At 48.5% G+C, this 20,475-nt stretch carries 18 protein-coding genes and 3 pseudogenes; 12 read left to right on the forward strand and 9 right to left on the reverse strand.

The window, feature by feature from the left end; genetic code table 11:
• Window positions 1-4: 4 nt before the first annotated feature.
• The 7 genes from ACIFQM_RS10525 (at window position 5) to ACIFQM_RS10555 (ending at window position 8,740) form a co-directional block, all read left to right on the forward strand.
• Window positions 5-805 carry a hypothetical protein gene (locus tag ACIFQM_RS10525; RefSeq protein WP_430038723.1) on the forward strand — a complete coding sequence of 267 codons (801 nt, stop codon included), beginning with the start codon at window positions 5-7 and terminating at the stop codon, window positions 803-805.
• A gap of 85 nt (window positions 806-890) precedes the next feature.
• Entirely contained in the window at window positions 891-1,367 is a 477-nt protein-coding gene (locus tag ACIFQM_RS10530) for a glutathione peroxidase (protein ID WP_430038721.1), read from the forward strand.
• A gap of 382 nt (window positions 1,368-1,749) precedes the next feature.
• Window positions 1,750-3,111, forward strand: a complete 1,362-nt coding sequence (locus tag ACIFQM_RS10535) for an FAD-dependent oxidoreductase (RefSeq protein WP_430065431.1) — start codon at window positions 1,750-1,752, stop codon at window positions 3,109-3,111.
• Between the two features lie 388 nt (window positions 3,112-3,499).
• Window positions 3,500-4,348, forward strand: coding sequence for a formate/nitrite transporter family protein (locus tag ACIFQM_RS10540; protein WP_430038717.1), 849 nt, complete (start codon window positions 3,500-3,502; stop codon window positions 4,346-4,348).
• Window positions 4,349-4,708: 360 nt separating this feature from the next.
• Complete coding sequence (locus ACIFQM_RS10545) at window positions 4,709-6,841, forward strand: molybdopterin-containing oxidoreductase family protein (protein WP_430038715.1); 2,133 nt, start codon at window positions 4,709-4,711, stop codon at window positions 6,839-6,841.
• A gap of 47 nt (window positions 6,842-6,888) precedes the next feature.
• Window positions 6,889-8,142: an MFS transporter gene (locus tag ACIFQM_RS10550; protein ID WP_430065433.1), complete on the forward strand. Its 1,254-nt coding sequence runs from the start codon at window positions 6,889-6,891 to the stop codon at window positions 8,140-8,142.
• Window positions 8,143-8,245: 103 nt separating this feature from the next.
• A complete protein-coding gene (locus ACIFQM_RS10555; RefSeq protein WP_044646190.1) occupies window positions 8,246-8,740 on the forward strand; it encodes a GNAT family N-acetyltransferase in 495 nt (164 codons plus the stop codon).
• Window positions 8,741-8,850: 110 nt separating this feature from the next.
• Here ACIFQM_RS10555 and ACIFQM_RS10560 read toward each other — a convergent pair whose 3' ends face one another.
• Entirely contained in the window at window positions 8,851-9,399 is a 549-nt protein-coding gene (locus ACIFQM_RS10560) for a GNAT family N-acetyltransferase (protein ID WP_430038711.1), read from the reverse strand.
• 84 nt (window positions 9,400-9,483) lie between these two features.
• Entirely contained in the window at window positions 9,484-10,209 is a 726-nt protein-coding gene (locus ACIFQM_RS10565; RefSeq protein WP_430038709.1) for a copper amine oxidase, read from the reverse strand.
• A 208-nt stretch (window positions 10,210-10,417) separates the two neighbouring features.
• Here ACIFQM_RS10565 and ACIFQM_RS10570 point away from each other — a divergent pair, with 208 nt between their 5' ends.
• Window positions 10,418-12,097: a glutamine--tRNA ligase/YqeY domain fusion protein gene (locus ACIFQM_RS10570; RefSeq protein WP_430038707.1), complete on the forward strand. Its 1,680-nt coding sequence runs from the start codon at window positions 10,418-10,420 to the stop codon at window positions 12,095-12,097.
• A gap of 183 nt (window positions 12,098-12,280) precedes the next feature.
• Here ACIFQM_RS10570 and ACIFQM_RS10575 read toward each other — a convergent pair whose 3' ends face one another.
• Window positions 12,281-13,504 (reverse strand): MFS transporter, encoded by a 1,224-nt coding sequence (locus ACIFQM_RS10575; RefSeq protein WP_430065435.1) that lies wholly within the window; start codon window positions 13,502-13,504, stop codon window positions 12,281-12,283.
• Between the two features lie 369 nt (window positions 13,505-13,873).
• Here ACIFQM_RS10575 and mobA point away from each other — a divergent pair, with 369 nt between their 5' ends.
• On the forward strand, window positions 13,874-14,677 hold the full coding sequence (gene mobA / locus ACIFQM_RS10580; protein ID WP_430065438.1) for a molybdenum cofactor guanylyltransferase: 804 nt from the start codon (window positions 13,874-13,876) through the stop codon (window positions 14,675-14,677).
• A 23-nt stretch (window positions 14,678-14,700) separates the two neighbouring features.
• A pseudogene (locus tag ACIFQM_RS10585) lies at window positions 14,701-14,802 on the forward strand (LysE/ArgO family amino acid transporter); the annotation flags it as partial.
• A gap of 174 nt (window positions 14,803-14,976) precedes the next feature.
• On the opposite strand, the gene ACIFQM_RS10590 reads toward ACIFQM_RS10585, so the two are convergent.
• The gene (locus ACIFQM_RS10590) at window positions 14,977-15,441 is read right to left on the reverse strand and encodes a DUF3592 domain-containing protein (RefSeq protein ID WP_430038703.1); all 465 of its coding nucleotides are present in this window, start codon (window positions 15,439-15,441) and stop codon (window positions 14,977-14,979) included.
• Between the two features lie 155 nt (window positions 15,442-15,596).
• Window positions 15,597-15,770: pseudogene (locus ACIFQM_RS10595) on the reverse strand (VOC family protein); the annotation flags it as partial.
• Between ACIFQM_RS10595 and ACIFQM_RS10600 the strand changes: the two are divergent.
• Window positions 15,769-16,185 (forward strand): annotated as a pseudogene (locus ACIFQM_RS10600) (Lrp/AsnC family transcriptional regulator). The pseudogenes ACIFQM_RS10595 and ACIFQM_RS10600 overlap by 2 nt on opposite strands.
• A gap of 90 nt (window positions 16,186-16,275) precedes the next feature.
• On the opposite strand, the gene ACIFQM_RS10605 reads toward ACIFQM_RS10600, so the two are convergent.
• From ACIFQM_RS10605 to ACIFQM_RS10620, 4 genes are all read right to left on the reverse strand, one after another.
• Window positions 16,276-17,208 (reverse strand): 1-phosphofructokinase family hexose kinase, encoded by a 933-nt coding sequence (locus tag ACIFQM_RS10605; protein WP_430065440.1) that lies wholly within the window; start codon window positions 17,206-17,208, stop codon window positions 16,276-16,278.
• Between the two features lie 138 nt (window positions 17,209-17,346).
• A complete protein-coding gene (locus ACIFQM_RS10610) occupies window positions 17,347-17,661 on the reverse strand; it encodes a DMT family transporter (RefSeq protein ID WP_430038695.1) in 315 nt (104 codons plus the stop codon).
• On the reverse strand, window positions 17,661-18,002 hold the full coding sequence (locus ACIFQM_RS10615) for a DMT family transporter (protein WP_430038693.1): 342 nt from the start codon (window positions 18,000-18,002) through the stop codon (window positions 17,661-17,663). The genes ACIFQM_RS10610 and ACIFQM_RS10615 overlap by 1 nt, the downstream gene beginning before the upstream one ends.
• A gap of 63 nt (window positions 18,003-18,065) precedes the next feature.
• The gene (locus ACIFQM_RS10620) at window positions 18,066-18,659 is read right to left on the reverse strand and encodes a TetR/AcrR family transcriptional regulator (RefSeq protein WP_430039054.1); all 594 of its coding nucleotides are present in this window, start codon (window positions 18,657-18,659) and stop codon (window positions 18,066-18,068) included.
• A gap of 266 nt (window positions 18,660-18,925) precedes the next feature.
• Between ACIFQM_RS10620 and cls the strand changes: the two genes are divergently transcribed.
• Complete coding sequence (cls, locus tag ACIFQM_RS10625) at window positions 18,926-20,437, forward strand: cardiolipin synthase (RefSeq protein ID WP_430038691.1); 1,512 nt, start codon at window positions 18,926-18,928, stop codon at window positions 20,435-20,437.
• Window positions 20,438-20,475: the final 38 nt, after the last annotated feature.

The following is a 20,475-nucleotide window of genomic DNA, read 5'->3' on the forward strand; positions in this document are numbered from 1 at the left end:
CCTAATGAAACCACTGGATTATGATCAGCTTGAGCAATTGGCGCGAATAGTGACAGACACACCTGAAGATGCAGTATACTCCGGACCCGTGGCAGAATGGCTTGAACTGGATAAGCTTGGCTCTGTGATGGAGTATTATGGTGAGTTGCTGCGTGCGGAAGACAGCTTGACCACAGCCGTTTATTTTGTAAACCAGTTGCGAGGTCTTGTGTTTGCTCAGCATTTTATGGTGTCTTTGTGTGAACGCCGTCTCGATCTGTCCGTTTCCAATCTCAGATTTCATATTTGTTATCAAGGGAAATATCCCGCCATCAGCTTTCAGGTCATCGACCAAACAGAGCTGGACAACATCCGACAAGACGAGCATCATTCATCCGGTCAAGCGCAGCAGGTGTTGCGTGACTTTTACAGCTTGCAGATCAGACCGATACTGGAGGCGATGGCTTCGGTAGGAGGTGCATCTGTTGGACAGATGTGGGGACAGTTCCCGCTGACTTTGCTGTATTTTAAGGACAGAGTACAGCCATCGCTAGCCGATCCACAGGATGTGGAGCATTTTGAACAAGATTATGATTATGTGACACGGGAGTTGGAGGGAGAGGTATTCGGGCGAAAAAGAAACCCGTTTACGGTTCGTCTCGCTGAGCTGGATAACCCTTACCGTCCCGGTGAGAAGGCATATATGAAACCGTCCTGCTGTCAATATTACAAGACAGGTGGAGGACAGCGGTATTGTTTTGCGTGTCCAAGGATGTCCGCTTCAGAACGTGAAGAACGCAGACTCGAAGTGGTGGCGTCTCGCTAGTATCGAGTGATATTGGCATGTCCGTCTCGTTTTGGGTAAAATAGGTGATGAAACTTAAACCAAGCGAAACAAAGGAGGGTGCTATATGTCTGTCTATTCACATCATGCCGTAACACCAGCGAATCAGGAGGTTCTTCTGGATACCTACACCGGTAAGGTGCTGGTCATCGCGAATACCGCAAGCAAATGCGGACTTACCCCGCAATATGGGGATTTGCAAAAGCTATATGATGAATATAAGGATCGGGGACTGGTTGTATTAGGCTTCCCTTGTAACCAATTTGGCGGTCAAGAGCCGGGCAGCAGCGAGGAAGCGGCTGAATTTTGCCAACTGAATTACGGGGTTAATTTCCCAGTATTCGCTAAAGTGGACGTTAACGGTCCGGATACAGCACCTCTGTTTGAATATTTGAAAAAGCAGCAGCCTGGAGAACAGGAAAACGGCACGATTCAATGGAATTTCACGAAATTCATTGTGGATCGTGAAGGGGTGCCTGTGGGGCGATTTGAACCCAAGGAATCACCAGAGGCGATGAAAGCGGCTATCGAGCAACTCCTGTAATAGCTTCCAGCTTGGTCAGAAATATACGTATAGATAAGGTCGAATCTCCGTTGTTTTTCCGGGGTTCGGCCTTTTTTGTTGTCTGCATTTCACATTCGGTTGATCGTTGCAGTAGCATTTGGAAGCCTGATAAAAGGCATAATCAAGCCCCGTACGGGAAAAACTGAATGAAGCAAAGAGTCGTTTCAGCAAACGGCTGACTTTGTATCTTCCTGACTTTAAAAATGTGGACAAATTGTGAATATCATAGAAAGCTATTGCAATGTGAAAAATGTCACATTATAATAAGTGCATGAAGTGAAATAAATCACAATCAACAAAGTAGTTACGTGAAACAATTCACAATTATACATTTTATGCCCACACCAAGGAGGAATTCAACATGAAAGTAGCAGTTATCGGATGTACACACGCAGGTACGGCAGCCATCGTCAACACAGCCAAATGCTATCCAGATGCAGAAATTACCGTTTATGAGCGTAATGACAATATTTCGTTTTTATCCTGTGGTATTGCACTGTACGTAGGTGGTGTCGTCAAAGATCCGCACGGTTTATTTTATTCTTCTCCGAATGAACTGGCTGAGCTGGGTGTCGTGACCAAGATGCTTCATGAGGTAACGAATGTCGATACAGCAGGCAAAACGCTGCAAGCACGCAATCTCCAAACAGGAGAGGAATTCACGGACACCTTTGATAAATTGATTGTAACTACAGGCTCGTGGCCTATTATTCCGAAGCTTGAAGGTATTGAGCTTGATCATATTCTGCTCTGCAAAAACTATAATCATTCCAATGACATCATTGAGAAAGCCAAGCATGTACAGAACATTACAGTTGTCGGAGCCGGATATATCGGTGTTGAGCTGGTGGAAGCTTTTCAAATGAACGGTAAGAACGTTACGCTGATTGACAGCGCGGATCGTATTTTGAATAAATATTTGGACCCGGAATATACAGACCGAATTGAAGGTTCCTTGAAGCAACATGGCATCAAGCTGGTGCTGGGAGAAACAGTGAGCCGTTTTGAAGGAAGTAACGGTAAGGTGAATAAAGTGGTTACATCCAAAGGAGAATATGAAACAGAGCTTGCTATTCTCTGTATCGGCTTCCGTCCTCAAACGGATCTGCTTAAAGGTCAGGTAGACATGCTGCCCAACGGCGCGATCATTGTGGACAATTATATGCAAAGCAGCTGCCCGGACGTATTTGCCGCAGGCGATAGCTGTGCAATCCGCTACAACCCGACAGGCAAAACAGCTTATATTCCATTGGCAACCAACGCTGTTCGTATGGGTACCCTGGTGGCACGCAATTTGGTTCAACCGACCATTGCCTATATGGGAACACAGGGAACTTCGGGTATTAAAATTTATGAAGATAATATTGCAGGAACAGGTTTGACGGAAGCGGCAGCAGCAGACGAAGGTATGGCTGTAGAGGCTGTAACCATTGAGGACAGCTACCGTCCTGAATTTATGCCAACGTCGGAAAAGGTGCTGCTGAAGGTTGTATATGAGCAGGAAACACGGAGAATTGTCGGGGCACAAATGATGTCGAAGGTAGATTTGACCCAATCGATTAATACCCTGTCGGTGGCGATCCAAAATCATATGACCATTGATCAACTGGCCTTTGTGGATTTCTTCTTCCAGCCGCATTATAACAAGCCTTGGAATTTCTTGAATGCAGCGGGTTTGCAAGCATTGCCGCCAATAACTGAACGGAAGCCAATTACCGTATAATTCATTTTGTCTGTGACATTGTTCATAAGTTTGTCAACAATCTGAGACGTATGCACGAATCCTTATAGTACAATATATAGTAGCATAAGGATTAGGGGGTAAGTAGCTTATGGATTTGTTTTATATCCTTTTTCTTGTAGTCGTGGCGCTGGGAGGCCTCGGCGGAGTTATTTGGTTCTTGAGAGCAGTTGAAAAGGAAGAATACAACTAAATGTAAAGCGCATAGTAGGCGCAGTAGACGTAATAATACATGAAAAACAGCCCTTTATCCAAGGGCTGTTTTTTTTAATATTCATTAAAGTGATTTTTTTCACAAACAAAATCACTGATTTTAAATAAAATATGAGAGAGAACATTCGAGTGAAAAGATGTTAAAGGAGCGGAATATATGGCAAGTTATAAACCGGTGCAGATTGCTGAAAAGACGGTGGAAACAGGAGTGGCCAAAGCGAACAATCCATGGACTGTGGCGGTGGTATTGGGATTTTTGGCAGGTGCATTCATTGCGCTTGGTTTTTTGCTGGATATACGTGTTATCGCAAGCGCACCCAAAGAATGGGGAAGTATCGCTACCTTTATTGGAGCAGCCGTGTTCCCTGTAGGTCTGGTATTGGTATTGATCGGAGGCGGAGAATTGCTGACTGGTAATATGATGGCTGTCCCTTTGGCGAGATGGGCAGGACGGATCAAGACCGGGGCGATGTTCCGTAATTTGGCGATTATTACGCTTAGTAATTTTGCAGGCGCGTTGTTTGTTGCCTTTTTCTTTGGTCATGTGCTGGGTTTAACCGAGACAGGACCTTATTTGGACAAAGTGGTTGATATGGCGGGACACAAGCTGCATGAGAGTTTTTTGCAATCGTTTATATCCGGTATTGGATGTAACTGGCTGGTAGCGCTGGCTGTATGGCTGGCGTATAGCACGGATTCGATCGGTGGCAAAATTATGGGGATCTGGTTCCCAACAATGGCCTTTGTAGCTATCGGATTCCAGCACGTTGTAGCCAATATGTTTCTGATTCCGGCGGCTATTTTCGCAGGTCATTTTTCATGGGCAGATTATGTCATGAACTTCATTCCGGTTTGGCTGGGGAATTTGGTGGGAGGAAGCATGTTCGTAGCTGGAGCTTACTGGTTGGCATATTTGAAAAAGCCCCATTCCGCTGTACATTCTGTGAATGATTCATCTCAGGCACCTTCGTCTACTGCAACAACTCCGTTGAGTGACCATGCTTGATTAAGCAGCGCTTTGAAAAAATGGGAACAAAGCAAATCCGCCATGGCAGGTCCGGGGGAACGAAACCTGTCATGGCGGATTTTTTTGGGAGTGGTCCATGATTTGGCATGGAGGATGAGTGTGCTCTCGTCCATAATGCCTTGATCTCTTTTACCCTTGGTATGCAATACTGAAACAGGTATGATCAAAAAAAATATAGAATATTAGAAATCCGTTTTGCTGTGAGCAGCAAGCGGATTTTTTGAGCTTTGTGGACGGATTTGGGTTGGCAAAATCCTTCTCTTGCCATAGGACATAGCTGTATATATGATAAGAACAGTGTAATTTTTGGAAACGGTAACGGAAAGGAGCATCAACACCATGGATCATCGCAACAGCGCGCCTCCTGAGGCTGTGCTTCAGCAAGACTTGCAAAGGGGGCAGCGAACGACGGAGCGTACGGACGGTGTTTTTCCGGCTGTATGTCCGCTGGATTGCCCGGATACGTGCGGGCTCCTGCTTCACAAGGAAGATGGAAAGATCGTCAAGGTGACCGGTAATCCGGATCATCCTATTACGAAAGGAGCCATTTGCAACAAAGTTCGCAATATGACGGAGCGAGTGTATGATCCTGAGCGGCTGCTCTATCCGTTGAAGCGTGTAGGTCCCAAGGGGCAAGGGAAGTTCGAACGAATTAGCTGGGAGGAGGCAGTGGATACCATTACAGGCCGCTTCAAGGAACTGATTCGCACGGACGGACCGGAATCTATTCTCCCCTATAGCTTTTACGGCAATATGGGCGTGTTGAGTGTGGACGGGATGGATCGCCGTTTTTTCAATGCGCTGGGTTCAAGCCAACTGGACCAGACGATTTGCAGTGTGGCTGGGAATGAAGGCTGGGCATCCGTCATGGGTTTTAAGGGTGGCACCAGTCCGGAGGATACAGAGGATGCTGACCTCATTATTGTATGGGGTGGAAATGTCATTAGCACCAATATGCATCAAGTGGTATTGGCTGAGAAGGCACGTAAAAAAGGTGCCAAGGTGATCGTCATTGATGTCCACCGCAATCGGACAGCGCAATGGGCGGATTGGTTCATTCCGCTCTACCCGGGGACGGATACCGCGCTTGCGCTGGGTGTTATGCATGTACTGTTCGAGCAAGGGCTGACGGACGATGAATTTTTGCGTCGATATACGGTCGGTCATGAGGAACTGCGCGAGCATGTGAAGGCATATACTCCACAGCGGGTCTCACGCATTACAGGCGTGCCGGAAGCAGATATTATCCGTCTGGCGGAGATGTACGGGCAGGCGCGAGCGGCGTATATCAACATTGGCAACGGACTTCAGCATCACGATAATGGAGGTATGAATGTACGCGCGGTTACATGCTTGCCTGCGCTCACCGGGCAATGGCTGAAGCACGGCGGGGGAGCATCACGTTCCAATGGGGCTTACGGCAAATTCAACAGTGCCAACCTGGCGCGTCCTGATCTGCGTAAGAACCCGGATGCCCGGGTGATCAACATGAACCAAATCGGCGAAGCGCTGCTACAGAAGGACGAGCCGATCAAGGCGCTGTTCGTGTATTGCAGCAATCCGGTTGTCGTAGCACCTGATGCTGATCGGGTGACGCAGGGATTTGAACGGGAGGATTTGTTCACGGTCGTTCACGACCTGTTCCTCACCGATACGGCCCGCTATGCGGATATTGTCCTGCCTGCGGCGTCTTCTTTTGAAGGCACAGACCTGTATAAATCGTATTGGCATCATTATATCCAGATGCAGGAGCCGGTCATTGCTCCACTCGGGGAAAGCAAAAGCAACTATGAGCTGTTTAGCCTGCTCGGACAGGCTATGGGCTTTGATGAGGCTGCTTTCATGGAAAGTGAAGAGGACATGATCGCGGGTGCACTTGATAACCCGACGAATCCTTATCTCAACGGTGTGACCTTGGAAGCCTTAAAAAAGTCACCTTTTGTCAAACTGGACATGACGCCAAAGGCTACCTATCTGGATCGTCTGACTACGCCTTCGGGCAAGATTGAGCTGTATTCGGAAAAGATGAAGCAGGCGGGTTTGCCCGCGATGCCTTCGTATGTGCCGCTGATCGAAGGATATGACGGAGAGCATCGACCGCAAGCGGACGAGCGGTTCCCGCTGATGTTTATCTCGCCACCGAATCATAATTTTCTAAATTCTACGTTCGCGAATTTGCCCAAGCATCAGCGGCTGGAACAGGAACCTTTGCTGCAAATTCACCCGGAGGATGCTCAGGCAAGATACATCGCGGACGGTGATCCGGTTACGGTATGGAACGACCGGGGAACGTATGAGCTGGAAGCCAAGGTCACGGATCTGATGCTGCCTGGTACGGTGATTAGCCAAGGGTTATGGTGGGAAGGTAAAGGACGCAGACAGCGTGCCAATGTACTAACCTCTGACCGACTGTCGGATATGGGGCGGGGGGCTACTTTCTTTTCAACGGTGGTGAATGTGAAGCGTCAATGAGATAATGTCTTGTTATGGTGTCAGATGCTAAAGGAGAAACAAAATATATGAAATGGTTGGATTCTTATCCGAAAGAAGTGAAAGTGTTTCTTGTCGCCAGCCTGATTAATTCCGCCGGAAGCTCTCTCATGTGGCCGTTGGTTAGCATGTATGTGTTTGACGAGCTGCACCGCAGTATGGGAGATGCGGGGATTGCGATTTTGGTGCAGTCCCTGGGCGGGATTTTTGGTCAGGTGCTGGGAGGAGCCCTTTATCACCGCATTGGGGCCAAAAAACTGATTGTCGGCTCGCTGGCAATGAACGCGCTGGGACTTCTCACGCTTCCTTTTACCAGCGGTCACTGGGTTGCGTTTGTTATTATGATGGGCTTTATCGGCTTTTTTAATGTCGTATCTGTGCCCGCAATTCAGGCATTTGTAGGTTTCCGCTTTGCTGACCGTCGTGGAGAGCTGTTTAACATTATCTATGTTGCCAATAATATAGGGGTGGCGTTGGGTACGGGACTGAGCGGCGTTCTGGCCGATCTCTCCTATCAGTTCAGCTTTGTCATGAACGGGATTACCTCTGCGGTATTTGCCGGGTTTTTCTGGTCCTATCTGAGCAGGGTCGACCGGGAAGAGGGAGAAGTTCATCTCAGCAAGTCTGTGAAGAAAAGAACAGAGGAAATACCAGCGCGGCTGCTTTTCCGTGATACCAGGCTGTATCTCTTCGTCGGGTTAGGCTCCCTCTTTTTATGGTTCGGTAATTCGATCTGGAATACGGGCGTATCTCCATATATTATTGAGCAGGGCTTGCCTAAAACGATGTACGGGCTACTATGGACACTGAACGGTGTGCTTATTTTTGCTGCACAGCCGATTATTTTCTGGCTCAAGCGTCTTTATGCCCGGCATGCTTCGGTTCAAATGACGTGGGCCGGAGGATTTTATTTGGTTGCCTATATCGTCATGCTAGGCACACAGAACTATACGGGGATGATATTCGCCATGGTTTTGGCAACCCTGGGAGAGATGCTGATCGCACCAGCGGTTCCGGCATTTTTGTCGGACCACGGGGGTCGGGGAGCACCCTTTTACATCGGGTTAGTCGGGGGGATTGGCGCTGCCGGACGGGTGATGGGGCCTTATATCATGGGGAGGCTATATGATGGCGGAGGTCTGCCACCCACACTTTGGCTGGCAGCGGGCGTGGCGGTTTTGTCCATCCTGTTTTTCATTCTGCATAGCAGATTGAACCGTTCCCGCCGTGAAGAGGCTGCTTTTGAGACTACTATGTCCAAGGCAGACGTTTCCAGTTCTTAAGTCCTAATAAAGACTGTGACAAGCTCGTGATTATGGTACAATAAATGACGAATGGTTGTTGCCTATACTTCAGGAAAGCCTTCACAGGAAGGATTGAAAGAATTTGCTTACAAGTCAACCCCTGACGATACGTCATTCGGAGATGAAGGATGCTCCTGATCTGATTGCGCTGGATGAATTGGTATGGAATGAACGAACGGCCCCCGCCTCGCTGTCATGGAAGTCGCGTGGGGAGTTTTTGCGCAATACGCCTCCGGGCTCTCAACTGGTCGCTATCGAACAGGGAGTACTATGCGGTTATATCGGATTTCGTTCTCCAACGCTATTGGCTAGTAATTGCCATGTGTTGGAAATAAATATAGCCGTGCATCCAGCCTATCACCGCAAAGGTATTGGGATGGCGCTTATGAACGCCATGAAGGATATCGCAGCCGCTGAGGGCATTCGCAAGTTAAGCTTGCGGGTACTCTCGTGCAACACGGAGGCCCTAATGTTTTATGAAAAATGCGGATTCTCGATCGAAGGACGCTTGCATGAGGAGTTTTACATAGCAGGCCAATTCGTGGACGATGTGTTAATGGCCTATTTCTTAAAATAGACATGGATTCTATAGCGCAATCAGCTTCTTATAGTCTCCTATAAGCCGTTCATAAGGAATAGCGCCGCAGACCCTAAACGGGTTGCGGCGCTATTCCTTATGATGCAAGATTACCGAAGCTGTTTCCACTCGCTCTGGAGCATGCCGTACACAGCATGGTTCATATAGCCGTCGGGCAGCAGCTCCACTTCGCGGATAATACCTTCGAGCACGAAGCCCAGACGTTCCGGGATCCCCCGGCTACGACGGTTGGTGGTGGCGCAACGGATTTCGATCCGGTGCAGGTCCAGCTCTATCAGTGCATACTCGATGAATACGCGGCATGCGCTGGTCATAAGACCTTGTCCTTCGTAACCGTGTCCAAGCCAGTATCCAATGCTGACCGAACGATGAGTCCAATTGATTTCATGGTAGCTGATGATGCCAGCCAGCTCGTTGTCCAACCAGATTCCAGCGGTCACACTCCCGTTCTCTGCGGCTTGCTTCAAGGCGCTCTGCACGAACTGCTCTGTGTGGCTGATTTCCGTGGTGGAATCCACCCATGGAAGCCACTGACGCAGGCGGTCACGGGACATTTCGATCAGCTCAAACAGAGGCTGCACATGCTCCTTGGTGAGCGGACGAAGGACTGTGCGTTCGTCCAACGCGTATGTAAACATGATTGATCCCCTCTTTCACTCGGAAAATCGCTAAACCAGCCAGTCTAGCATTTAATCCCATGCTACCTTATTCTGAGAGAGTCGTCAAAACGGAGAGGAAGCTGCAAACTCAATAGGTCCCACCCGGAACCGTCCATGCTCATATACATACTTCAGCTCCAAATCCCCTACAAATTCGGTTGGGGATACGCTGCCGGATACGGTGGCGCGCAGAGGACGTTGTTCGGCATCATACATGACGACAGAGCTGAAATCGAGGTGGTCTGTAAAATGGGCTGGATCATCGTAAAACGCCGATGCTTTGGGATCGATCGTGTGTGTGATGCCATCAATCGTAACTGCAATATGCACCTGCCGGTTATGGTCACGCAGTTCCACACTGCTATGGACACGCTGAGATACGGCGTCTGCCGCCGATTCAACCGCATACTCTTCCATGGTCTGTGCGTTGACGATATGAAGCTCCTGCAATTCGACACCCGTGCCTGAAGCGCGGGTCAGGATGACTACAGCTTCGTGAACGCCATCGCCGTTTACATCCGTATAGTACAACTGTGGTGCGGTGGCGACATCTGCTGAGCCTGACCATGCGAATGTACGACGCTGCTGGCCGATTTCCAGCGTGGCTATGTGAAATAGCCCTTGGGACGGCTCCTCAACATACAATTTTACGGATGAGTCTTCAGGAGCGACGGCTAACGGACGAGATTGTATGGGTTCAGGTGCCGGAGCCGGTGAAGGATGACCGGAAATTATACCGGAAGAGGACAAAAGCATAGACAGCAGGATCACGATGAGTAGCTTAAACACGGGTGGGTTCTCCTTTTCCGGGTAAAATAAAAGATATATACACTATAACGAATTTATTTGTCAGAAATGTTAACTCTTTTTCATAACTTGTTACTTTTTGGGCTGAAGAGGGCATAAGGTTTTTCGTTTTATTGAGTTATGCGGTGTGAAAGGGTATATTTAAGGGAACCAATTTTGTACAGATTACACGGAAGAAAGGTTGATTAGCGTGGAGAAGCCGATCACTCCCCCCAATTTTATTAAGAATGTCATTGAAGAGGATTTACGTACGGGTAAGGTAAAGGAAGTTGTTACACGCTTTCCACCGGAGCCGAACGGATATTTGCACATTGGACATGCCAAAGCCATCTGGATCAATTTCTCGCTGGGAGATGAATTTGGAGGACGCACGAACCTGCGTTTTGACGATACGAATCCGGCGAAGGAAGACACGGAATACGTAAACTCCATTCAGGAGGACGTGAAGTGGCTCGGTTATGAATGGGAGGAAAAACATTTTGCCTCCAACTATTTTGACGAAATGTACAAGCGCGCCGTTCTGCTGATCCAAAAGGGGAAAGCCTACGTGGACGATCAAAGCGCGGATCAAATCCGCGAAACTCGTGGCACACTGACCGAACCGGGGCAAAACAGTCCTTACCGTGAACGTAGCGTGGAGGAAAATTTCAAGCTGTTCGAAGAAATGCGTGCAGGGAAATACCAAAACGGTGAAAAGGTGCTGCGTGCCAAAATTGATATGGCTTCGGGAAACATTAATTTACGTGATCCGGTGATTTACCGTATTTCGCATACCGAGCATCACAACACGGGTGACAAATGGTGCATTTACCCGATGTATTCGTACGCCCATCCGCTGGAGGATGCCATCGAGGGTGTAACGCACTCACTCTGTTCGCTGGAGTTTGAGGATCAGCGTCCGCTGTACGATTGGGTTGTAGCCGAATGTGAGATGGAAAAGGTACCGCACCAATACGAATTTGGACGGCTGAACCTGGCTCAAACTGTAACCAGCAAGCGTAAGCTCAAGCTTCTGGTAGATGAGAAGCATGTAGACGGCTGGGATGATCCGCGTATGCCAACGATTTCCGGTTTGCGCCGTCGTGGCTATACGCCAGAAGCGATCCGCAGCTTTGTATATGAGACAGGCATTTCCAAAGCCTACGGCGTGATCGACCTGCAAGTGCTGGAGCATTTTGCACGTGAGGACTTGAAGCTACAGGCACCTCGTACGATGGCGGTCATTGATCCGTTGAAGGTGATCATTACGAACTATCCTGAAGGTCAGGTTGAAATGCTGGAAGCGGAAAACAACACGGAAAATCCGGAGCTGGGCACACGTCAAATTCCGTTTTCGCGTGAGATTTATATCGAGCGTGAGGATTTCATGGAGAATCCGCCGAGCAAATACTTCCGCCTGTTCCCTAACAATGAAGTACGCCTCAAGCATGCTTATTTCATCAAATGTAACGATGTCATTAAGGATGCGGATGGTCATGTAACGGAAATCCATTGTACCTACGATATAGAAACCAAGAGCGGGTCCGGCTTTACCGGACGTAAAGTCAAAGGCACCATCCATTGGGTGGAGGCTACTCAGGCCGTTCCTGCTGAATTCCGCCTGTATGAGCCTTTGATTAACGCAGAAGACCCGGAAGCGATTGAAGAGGATGGAACAGAAAAAACCTTCCTCGACCAATTGAATCCAAACTCTCTGGAAATTGCTCACGGCTTTGTCGAGCCGAATATGAAGGAAGCACAATCGCAGGACAAGTTCCAATTTTTCCGTCATGGTTATTTTAGTGTCGATCCAAAGCTTTCCAAGCCGGGTGAGCCTGTATTTAACCGTGTGGTGTCACTGAAAAGCTCTTTCCAATTGCCCAAGCAATAGTTATTGGACAGCGTGGGACGAATGGTGGCCTCGAGTGACCAAGTCAAAAAGGAGTCTGCCATCGGCAGACTCCTTTACTTTACGCTCACGGGCTTCATATATAGTGATAGTTGGCGATACTAGACATCCCTGTTTGTAAGGGGCAAGCAGGAGAAGAACAGGGTGTTCCATTCCCGGGTATTGTTAAGGGGCTTCTTCTGCTTGCTTGTGGTCTTCGGCATGACAGGGCTTGTAGCCGTTCTTGTACAGCATATACCACATGATGGCAAATCCTATAAAGCCGAGCAAGGCAAAGAAGACACCTGCATTGTACATCATTTCGCCACCGAAATTCTGAAACAGCCAACCTCCTGCAAAGCCTGCTACGATGCCAGATATCCCGCTCCACGTTAACGTATATACGGCCTGCCCGGATGAGCGGTAAGCTACCGGTGTGAACAGGACGGTCAACTGGGTGCCTACATAGAAATATCCACCGAAGGTGACGCAATTAAGTGCCTGAATGAACACGATCTGAATCGGGTCCGTGGCCAAGGCCATGAGCTCCCAACGTAAAGCAAACAGCAAGCTGACAAGGGCCAGACAGCCGACCATCACTGTCATTTTTTTCTTCAAGAAGCGGTCGAACAGCAAAAAAACAATAATTTCGAATATCGATGACATAAAGACAGCAAAACCCAGCATCAGCTTGGACCCGCCCAGCTCGGTGATATACAGGGACATAAAGGCGCTGTTGATCGAATTCGGAATGGATACCAAGATACCCAACAAAATGAAAGATATAAAGTATCCGTTCAATAAAATGCTGCCAAAGCCACGCAAATGAATGGTTGCCGTTTCAACGCTGCTTTTCAGGGGTGGAATCGCCAGAGTACAGATCAGGGCAGCCAAAAGCAGTACAGTAAAGATGGTGGATATACTGGATATTCCCGTTTGGTCAATGATCAGGCCAGCTAGTGCCGCCGTTACAGCCCAGCCGAAGGAGCCCCATATGCGAAAGGAGCCGAATTTCCGGTCCGTGCCCTCAATGTAGCTGAGAATGAGACTGTTACTTTGGGCGAACAAAGGACTTTGGAAGAAATAAAAACCGATCATCGACACATAAATCATGACATACGTATGGACATGAAATAAAGCTTGCAGTAGCAGCAATGTACCTGTAATCATAAAAAGCAAAATACGCCGAAGATTACGGCTTCGGTCACTGGTATATCCCCAGAAGGGATTCGCGAATACCGATACAAAAGGCCCAATCGCCATCAGGCTCCCGATCTCAAGCTTGTCCATGCCGATCTCTTGCAGATACAACGGGAAGAAGCTGGAGAAAATGACCATGGCTCCATACAGAAAAAAATTGTACAGCTTTAAGGAGTATAGAGGAGTCTCTTGAATTTCTCTATTTTGCAAGGCAAGCCATTCCTTTCTTAGCCCGGTAGAGAATAAAGCATAGGATGCCGATCTATGGGAAGATTCTCTATTCAATGTATCATGTGTTGAAAGGGTTAACAAACCAATAAATTAACAATTATGTAATATGTATTTATTTATATTCAGTTGCTATGGTTTTAAACAAATTTCAGTGTTGGCAGGCGAAAATAGGGCATAAGTCACTACGTGGAACAGAAATGGATGCTGGATCATGAAGTTGATCCTGAGACAGGTGTGTTATCGTCCGTTTCTGTTTTTGAAATCCACCTGAGTGAGTATAAGCCAACGGTTCTGTAATCATTCATAATTAATGATAGAGTTTATCTGGGAAAAGGAGGTTTAATGGTGATGGTGGAGGTGACTGGAATTATCGTAGCAGGCGGACGATCTAGCAGAATGGGACAGGATAAAGCGATGCTCCAGCTTGGGGGAGTTACAGTACTGGAGAGAATATCTGCTGTGCTAGGGCAAGTAGCGCAACGAGTTATCGTCGTGGCCCTAGATACGCAGCAGTATAGACGGTTTGGACTGGAAACGACGACAGACCTGTATCCTGGCTTGGGGCCTTTGAGCGGCATCCATGCGGGGCTTTCTGCTTCCAAAACGGAGTGGGGGATTGTCGTCGCCTGTGATATGCCCTTCGTGCAGCCAGAGGTATTGCGTGCCTTGATTACCCATACAATGGACTGGGCAGCGGTGCAAAAGACAACCAGTGACCAAAGGAAACAAGAAGCGGAAGGGGAGCAAGCACTGAAGGGTGGAAATGGCTTGTTGAACCGGCCAACGGAATCAGCATTACAAGCGGTAATCACTTCTGTGGATGGGCGTATACATCCGTTGCTGGGCATGTATCATCGAAGTGTGCTGCCGTCCGCCGAGCAATGTCTGCGTAATGGTCGTCTGCGTCTGATTGACTGGCTGGACCTACTGAACGTTCGTAATGTGACAGCGAACGATTGTCCGGGGACGAGCCTAGAAATGTGGCAGCAATCTGTCTTTAATATGAACAACCCTCGGGATTATCAGCTTACAGTAAATCGTTTGGAGCACATACAAGATTTAAAGGATGTGCAGAAAAATCAGGAAATTCAGAGCGATAATCACATCAAGGACAGGAAGGAAATATCGAAAGATGAGAGAGAGGGAGGGTAATGATTTTTGGGGGAGTACATAACATGCTAGAAGCTTTTATCCATGCCGTTTTATTGGCATTAGGGCTGATTTTGCCCTTAGGGGTTCAAAATGTATTTGTGTTTAACCAGGGGGACTGGCCGCCGTGTCGGTGTCGTGGATATGGTTTATTGGTTTGGCGACGGCCGGCCGTCTTGTAGGACGTATGGATCAGAAGGAAGATTCGGCATCATGCTCAATAAAATATCGTCCTTGATTATTTTAGGTCTGGCTATTTATATGGCGGTAAATTTCATGAACAGCATATGATCCAAACCTTGTTACAAGAAAAATTTCAATAAAGCGAATACCCCGGTTAAAGCGAAGGGAATACCGATCATAAACAGCATAAAGGCAAGACAGCCTGCCCCATTTACACCGCCTGCGATTAGGGCATCCCGCGGGTTCGCCGGATTGTATAATACGTTAATCTTTCTGCCAACCCGGTTGAAGCTCAGATTGGTGCTATAAGGATTCCAGAATTCTACGACTTCACCTGAATTGGTGTAGAAGCGCACCTTCAATCGGCGGGTGTAGCTGGTATCTATCGGATCATCACGGTCAAAGGGAACGACATCAACGTCGACCTCGATATGCGCATCCACGATTTGCCCCTTGGTGCGAACCCAATGGCGTTTGCGGTAGCGATGGCGGCGGATGGTCCTGAATCCAAAATAGATGAGTACTAATCCAAGCAAGCAGAAGAACGGCATCAGCAGCTCGGAGCTAAAATGAAACCAATACACATTGAAATCAATTGAGATGATAATCTACTCCTTTGCACAACTTAATATTAAATATAATTTCGTGCCCATCCATGCTGGTGAAAAAGGTAGCTTATCAATATATCGGTCCTTTATTAAAATCGTTTTAATTCTTCCGGATGGATCATAGATCAGGGTTAAGTGAAATATGAAAAATCCATATCAAAATCTACATCCTCGATAAATTCGATGACCTCGCCATTGGGGCTATAGATCACAGCATTTTTTACCACCAGAGGGGGTTCACCAAGCGTGAGCTGATCCGGTTCTACAAAGGTTCTTGCTCCATGAGCAAGGGTTTTTTGGTATATTATTGACCATAAAATTATGCAGTTGCTTCAGCATGACGCCCGGATATCTATTTCCCAAATCAGTAAAGAAATCTCGATGTCTCAACCGTCTGTTAAAGAAAGAATGATCAAGCTGGAGGATCGAGGGATTATTTCCGGGTATAGCACCGTATTTAATTTACGTGAACTGAATCGGGGAACGACCACGTTTATTCTATTAAAGACAGAACATTGCCAGGAGCTGGTTGATTTTTGTAGAAAAGCGTAGGAGGTCAACGATTTATTTCGCATCAGCGGGGAATTTAATTATCTCATCAAGGTACAAACCGCGTCGGTAGAGGAAATTGCAGAGTTTCAGGATTCACTGCTGAAATTAGGCCCTTCAAAGTCGCATATTTGTATGAAAAATATACTGGAAAAGAGGGTTTTGCTGTAAGTCAGTCGGAGAACAGGACATTCGGAGCATCAAACATTCGCAACATCGAATAAAAGAATGTGTGGATTGGATGAAAAAAAGTGACGCTGATTACAACAGCGTCACTGTAATACCCTGCTCCAGACGTTGCACGTCCTGGAGCTCGATCTTTCCGGCGATGGCGTGCAAAGCCGCCGCCGTGCCGCAGGCCGCTCCCCGCCGTAGCATGGCCGGGAGCTCCAGCCCCGCTGCCGCGCCGGTGACCAGCCCGGCGACCATGGCGTCACCGCTGCCGAGCGCGCTGACAATGTCCGCGTTCGGCAGGCTCACGCGGTAGCGCGCATCACGCGTCACCGCCAGCGCTCCGCGCGCGCCGAGCGAGATGACGGCCAGCTGCGCTCCGGCCTCCAGCAGCTGCGCTGCCGCCGCATCAGCGGCATCCGCGCCCGCTGCCTCGATGCCGGCGAAGCGGGCGGCCTCGACCTCGTTAGGCTTCACGAGGTCGGGCCTTCCGCGCAGCCCCAGGCGCAAGGCCTCGCCGCTCGCGTCCAGCGCCACTCGCGCACCGCGCGCCTTCGCCAGCGTGCATAGCTCGGCGTACAGATCCGGCGGGCAGCCCGGAGGCAGGCTACCCGAGAACACGACCCAAGCCGAGTCCGCGGCAAGGGTCGTGATCTTGCGCCGCAGCGCGGCCAGCTCAGACGGCCCGATAGTTGGGCCGCTTTCGATCAGCTCGGTCTGCGTGCGTGTGGACGGGTCGAGCACGGTAATGGCGAGACGGGTTTCCCCCTGCGCCGTTTCGATGAAATCGGCGCTTACGCCTTCCGCGCTCAACCCGTCGATGAGCAGCCGTCCGGTGTGTCCGGCGGCAAACCCTGTCGCCCGCACAGGCTCGCCCAAAGTGCGAATGACGCGGGCGGCATTCACGCCTTTGCCGCCCGGCACCGTCAGGCCGCCCTCGATCCGGTGGACGGCATTCAGACCGAAGCCTGCAACCGTGTAGATTTTATCCACAGCCGCGTTAAGCGTTACAGTGGTAATCACAAGGCATCACTCCTTTTAAGATCAGCAATTTGCGCCATTCGATTCCATTCGCACCTGAGTACAATATATAGACGGACAGGATCATCCCGATCTATACGATTGCTGATTGAAAGCCGCTCTTTGGATTTATGCAAAATGCTAAGAAATCAGCTTTAAACCCAATGCTGCGGCAAGAATCATAGCGATGAACAAGACACGCAATACGCTTTTTTGTTCACCGTACAAGAACATGCCTGTAATCGTGCTGCCGACCGTTCCGATGCCTGTCCATACCGCGTAGGAAGTTCCCATAGGCAAACTCTTCATAGCGTAGCTGAGCAGCGAGAAACTAATGACAAAAGATAGAAACATGAGCATGAATGCCTTCCAGCCCTTGCCGACCGTAACTCCTTTCATGCCAATGACTCCAAACACTTCCGAGCATCCCGCGATAACCAATGCAATCCAAGCCATTATGCGCCACTCCCTTCCTGAGCATCCCGGTCAGTAACCAATTTCAGGCCTACGACACCTGCCAGCAAGAGCGCGATTAACAGTGTTTTGGACCATTGAAACGGTTCCTCGAACAGCAGCATTTCACTTACAACCGTCCCGCCTGTCCCAAGTCCGGTAAATACAGCGTACACCGTGCCTACAGGCAAACGACTAGCCGCTTTCATGATCAAATAAAAGCTGGCGATCATAGCCAGCACGGTTACAATCCAGGCGAGTGCAGAATCTGCGTGCTTGAGACCCGAGACCCATACGACCTCAATAAGGCCACCAATAAAAACATAAATCCAGCTGCGATTCATGATGAGCGTTCCCCTTTAAATATAGAATAGTTGTACATTAATCACTCGTTATGTTCTTGTCCTTCACGCTTCATGAGGCGGGGTCAACGTAATGCCGCGCCAAAAAATAGGCCATGCAGCTTTTAATCTCCGGTGGTAGTTCAGGCTGCCACTATAGAGCAGTTCCACCATGATTCCGTCCAGCAGTGTTATGAAGGATAGAGCCACATCCCCTGGCTCCATATGTCCAAAGGATTCCCTATCTCGTGCATTCCGGAGGATGCGAGTTAATTTTCGCTCCATATTTTCCAGAAAAGGATTAACAATATCCAGAACCTCGGTATACAAGGACACAGGTGGTAAGAAGGAAAAGCGAAGCATAAACTTGGCTGTGTTGTTGCTCTCATATTCCTGTCCCATCCAAAACAGGAAGTCATGCAGCGTATGCTCCAGCGGCTGATCTCTGCGTTCCGAAAAGTATTCAAAAATACGTGATTTCTGCTCTTGAAAAGCGAACCTCGCCACCTGCAAAAACAGATCCTCCTTGCCTTGAAAATGAGCATATATAGAAGGTTTTCGAATACCTACCTCAGTGGCAATATTGCTTAAGGATGCCCCCTCATACCCATTGGCGGCAAATTGGAAAAGAGCGGCTTTTCGAATGTCTTCCATTCCCATCATTCTCACCTACCTAACGTTCGTTAGTTTATTTTTGCACGAAAAAAAGTAAGTGTCAACCCGGCTTTATCCGGTTTTGTTTTGAGTTTTTCTACGCATTCTTTTTTTCTTCATAAATCTTAACAAAAAAGTGGGAAGAAATAAGGTGCTCATGTACAATATAATGAAGATGTCTATTTTTTAACGATGAATCATCTAGTTGATATATACAGTGTCTGTTTCTTGCTGTTTGATGAGGATATAGTGCATTGGAAACGAGGTAAATTATGAGGCGAAGCTTACTGGCCGTGTTAATTGCGGCTATGGTTTTTGGTATTTATTATTTTGGCTTGTTTAATTCCATCGGCACAAATGAAGGAACCGTCATCAGTATCTTTTCTACGCTGTCGGTTATCTCCATCAGTCTGATTATTTTTTCGGAGAATCGTAATCCTTCCACCACGATGTCCTGGATTTTGCTGCTGGCCTTGCTGCCAGTGGTTGGACTTCCTCTTTATTTTTTGTTTGGGCAAAATGTGTTCAAACGGCGCAAGTATAACAAAAAGGCATTGCGTGACCAGCAGGCTTACGACCGTATTGAGAAGGATGCCATGCACGTCAAACGCGATCTGACCTGCTTTACAGATGAGCAGCAGCGGCTGATGCGTTTGGCACGCAGGTTGGCCCGTTCCCCGATTTATTTTGCGGCGAAAACCCAAATCTTGAACAACGGAGATGAAACCTTCTCCACACTATTGGCGGAACTACGCAAGGCAGAGCATCATATCCATATGGAATACTACATTTTTCGGTCGGATGATATTGGCACCAGCATTCAGGAAATCTTGATCGAAAAGGCCAAAGCTGGCGTCAAGGTGCGGTTTATGTACGATGCGGTGGGCAGCATTCAGCTGTCGAAGACTTTCTTGAAGGAAATGCGGGATGCGGGGGTAGAAGTCGTCGCTTATGGCGGAGCGCGGATTCTTTTCTTTTCCAGTCGTGTAAACTACCGTAATCACCGTAAAATTGTGGTTATTGACGGCGATATTGGATTGATCGGCGGTCTGAATGTAGGGGATGAGTACCTCAGCCGCAACAAAGCCTACGGCTTTTGGCGTGACACGCACATGGTCGTAAAGGGCGAGGCTGTGCGGACACTGCAACTTATATTTTTGCAGGACTGGCTTCATATGACGGGTGAATCGGTGCTGGATAAGGAATATCTGTCCCCCAAAATCGAGCCCATTACGGACGGAGGCGTGCAGATTATTGCCAGCGGCCCGGATAATGAGCGAAGAGTGCTCAAAAATTTGTTCTTCTCCATGATCACATCCGCCCGCAAATCGGTATGGATTGCCACTCCTTATTTTATCCCGGATGAAGATATTTTGACCGCACTGCGGATGGCGGCTCTGTCCGGTTTGGACGTGCGGATTCTGTTTCCTGCGAAACCGGACAAGTGGCTGCCGTTCCTCGCGTCCCATTCGTACTTTCAAACGTTGCTGGAGGTTGGGGTCAAGGTATATGAGTATGAAAAAGGCTTCCTTCACTCCAAGCTCCTCATTATTGACGGGGAGGTTGCGACCATCGGGACGGCTAATATGGACATGCGTAGCTTCCACCTGAATTTTGAAGTCAATGCTCTGTTGATCCGCACGCAGAGTGTACAGCAGATGGTGGCGGATTATGAGCGGGATTTGCAGTCTGCCAGCCTGATCGTCCGCGAGGAATTTATGAAAAAGCGTCTGTTCAAGCGTTTGATGGAATCACTCGCCCGGCTGCTTTCACCGCTGCTATAGGTTGAATGAAGAAAGCAAGCACGCAACAGTGCCTCCCA

The sequence above is a fragment of the Paenibacillus sp. NRS-1782 genome, from assembly GCF_050467685.1.
Taxonomy (GTDB): Bacteria; Bacillota; Bacilli; order Paenibacillales; family Paenibacillaceae; genus Paenibacillus; species Paenibacillus terrae_A.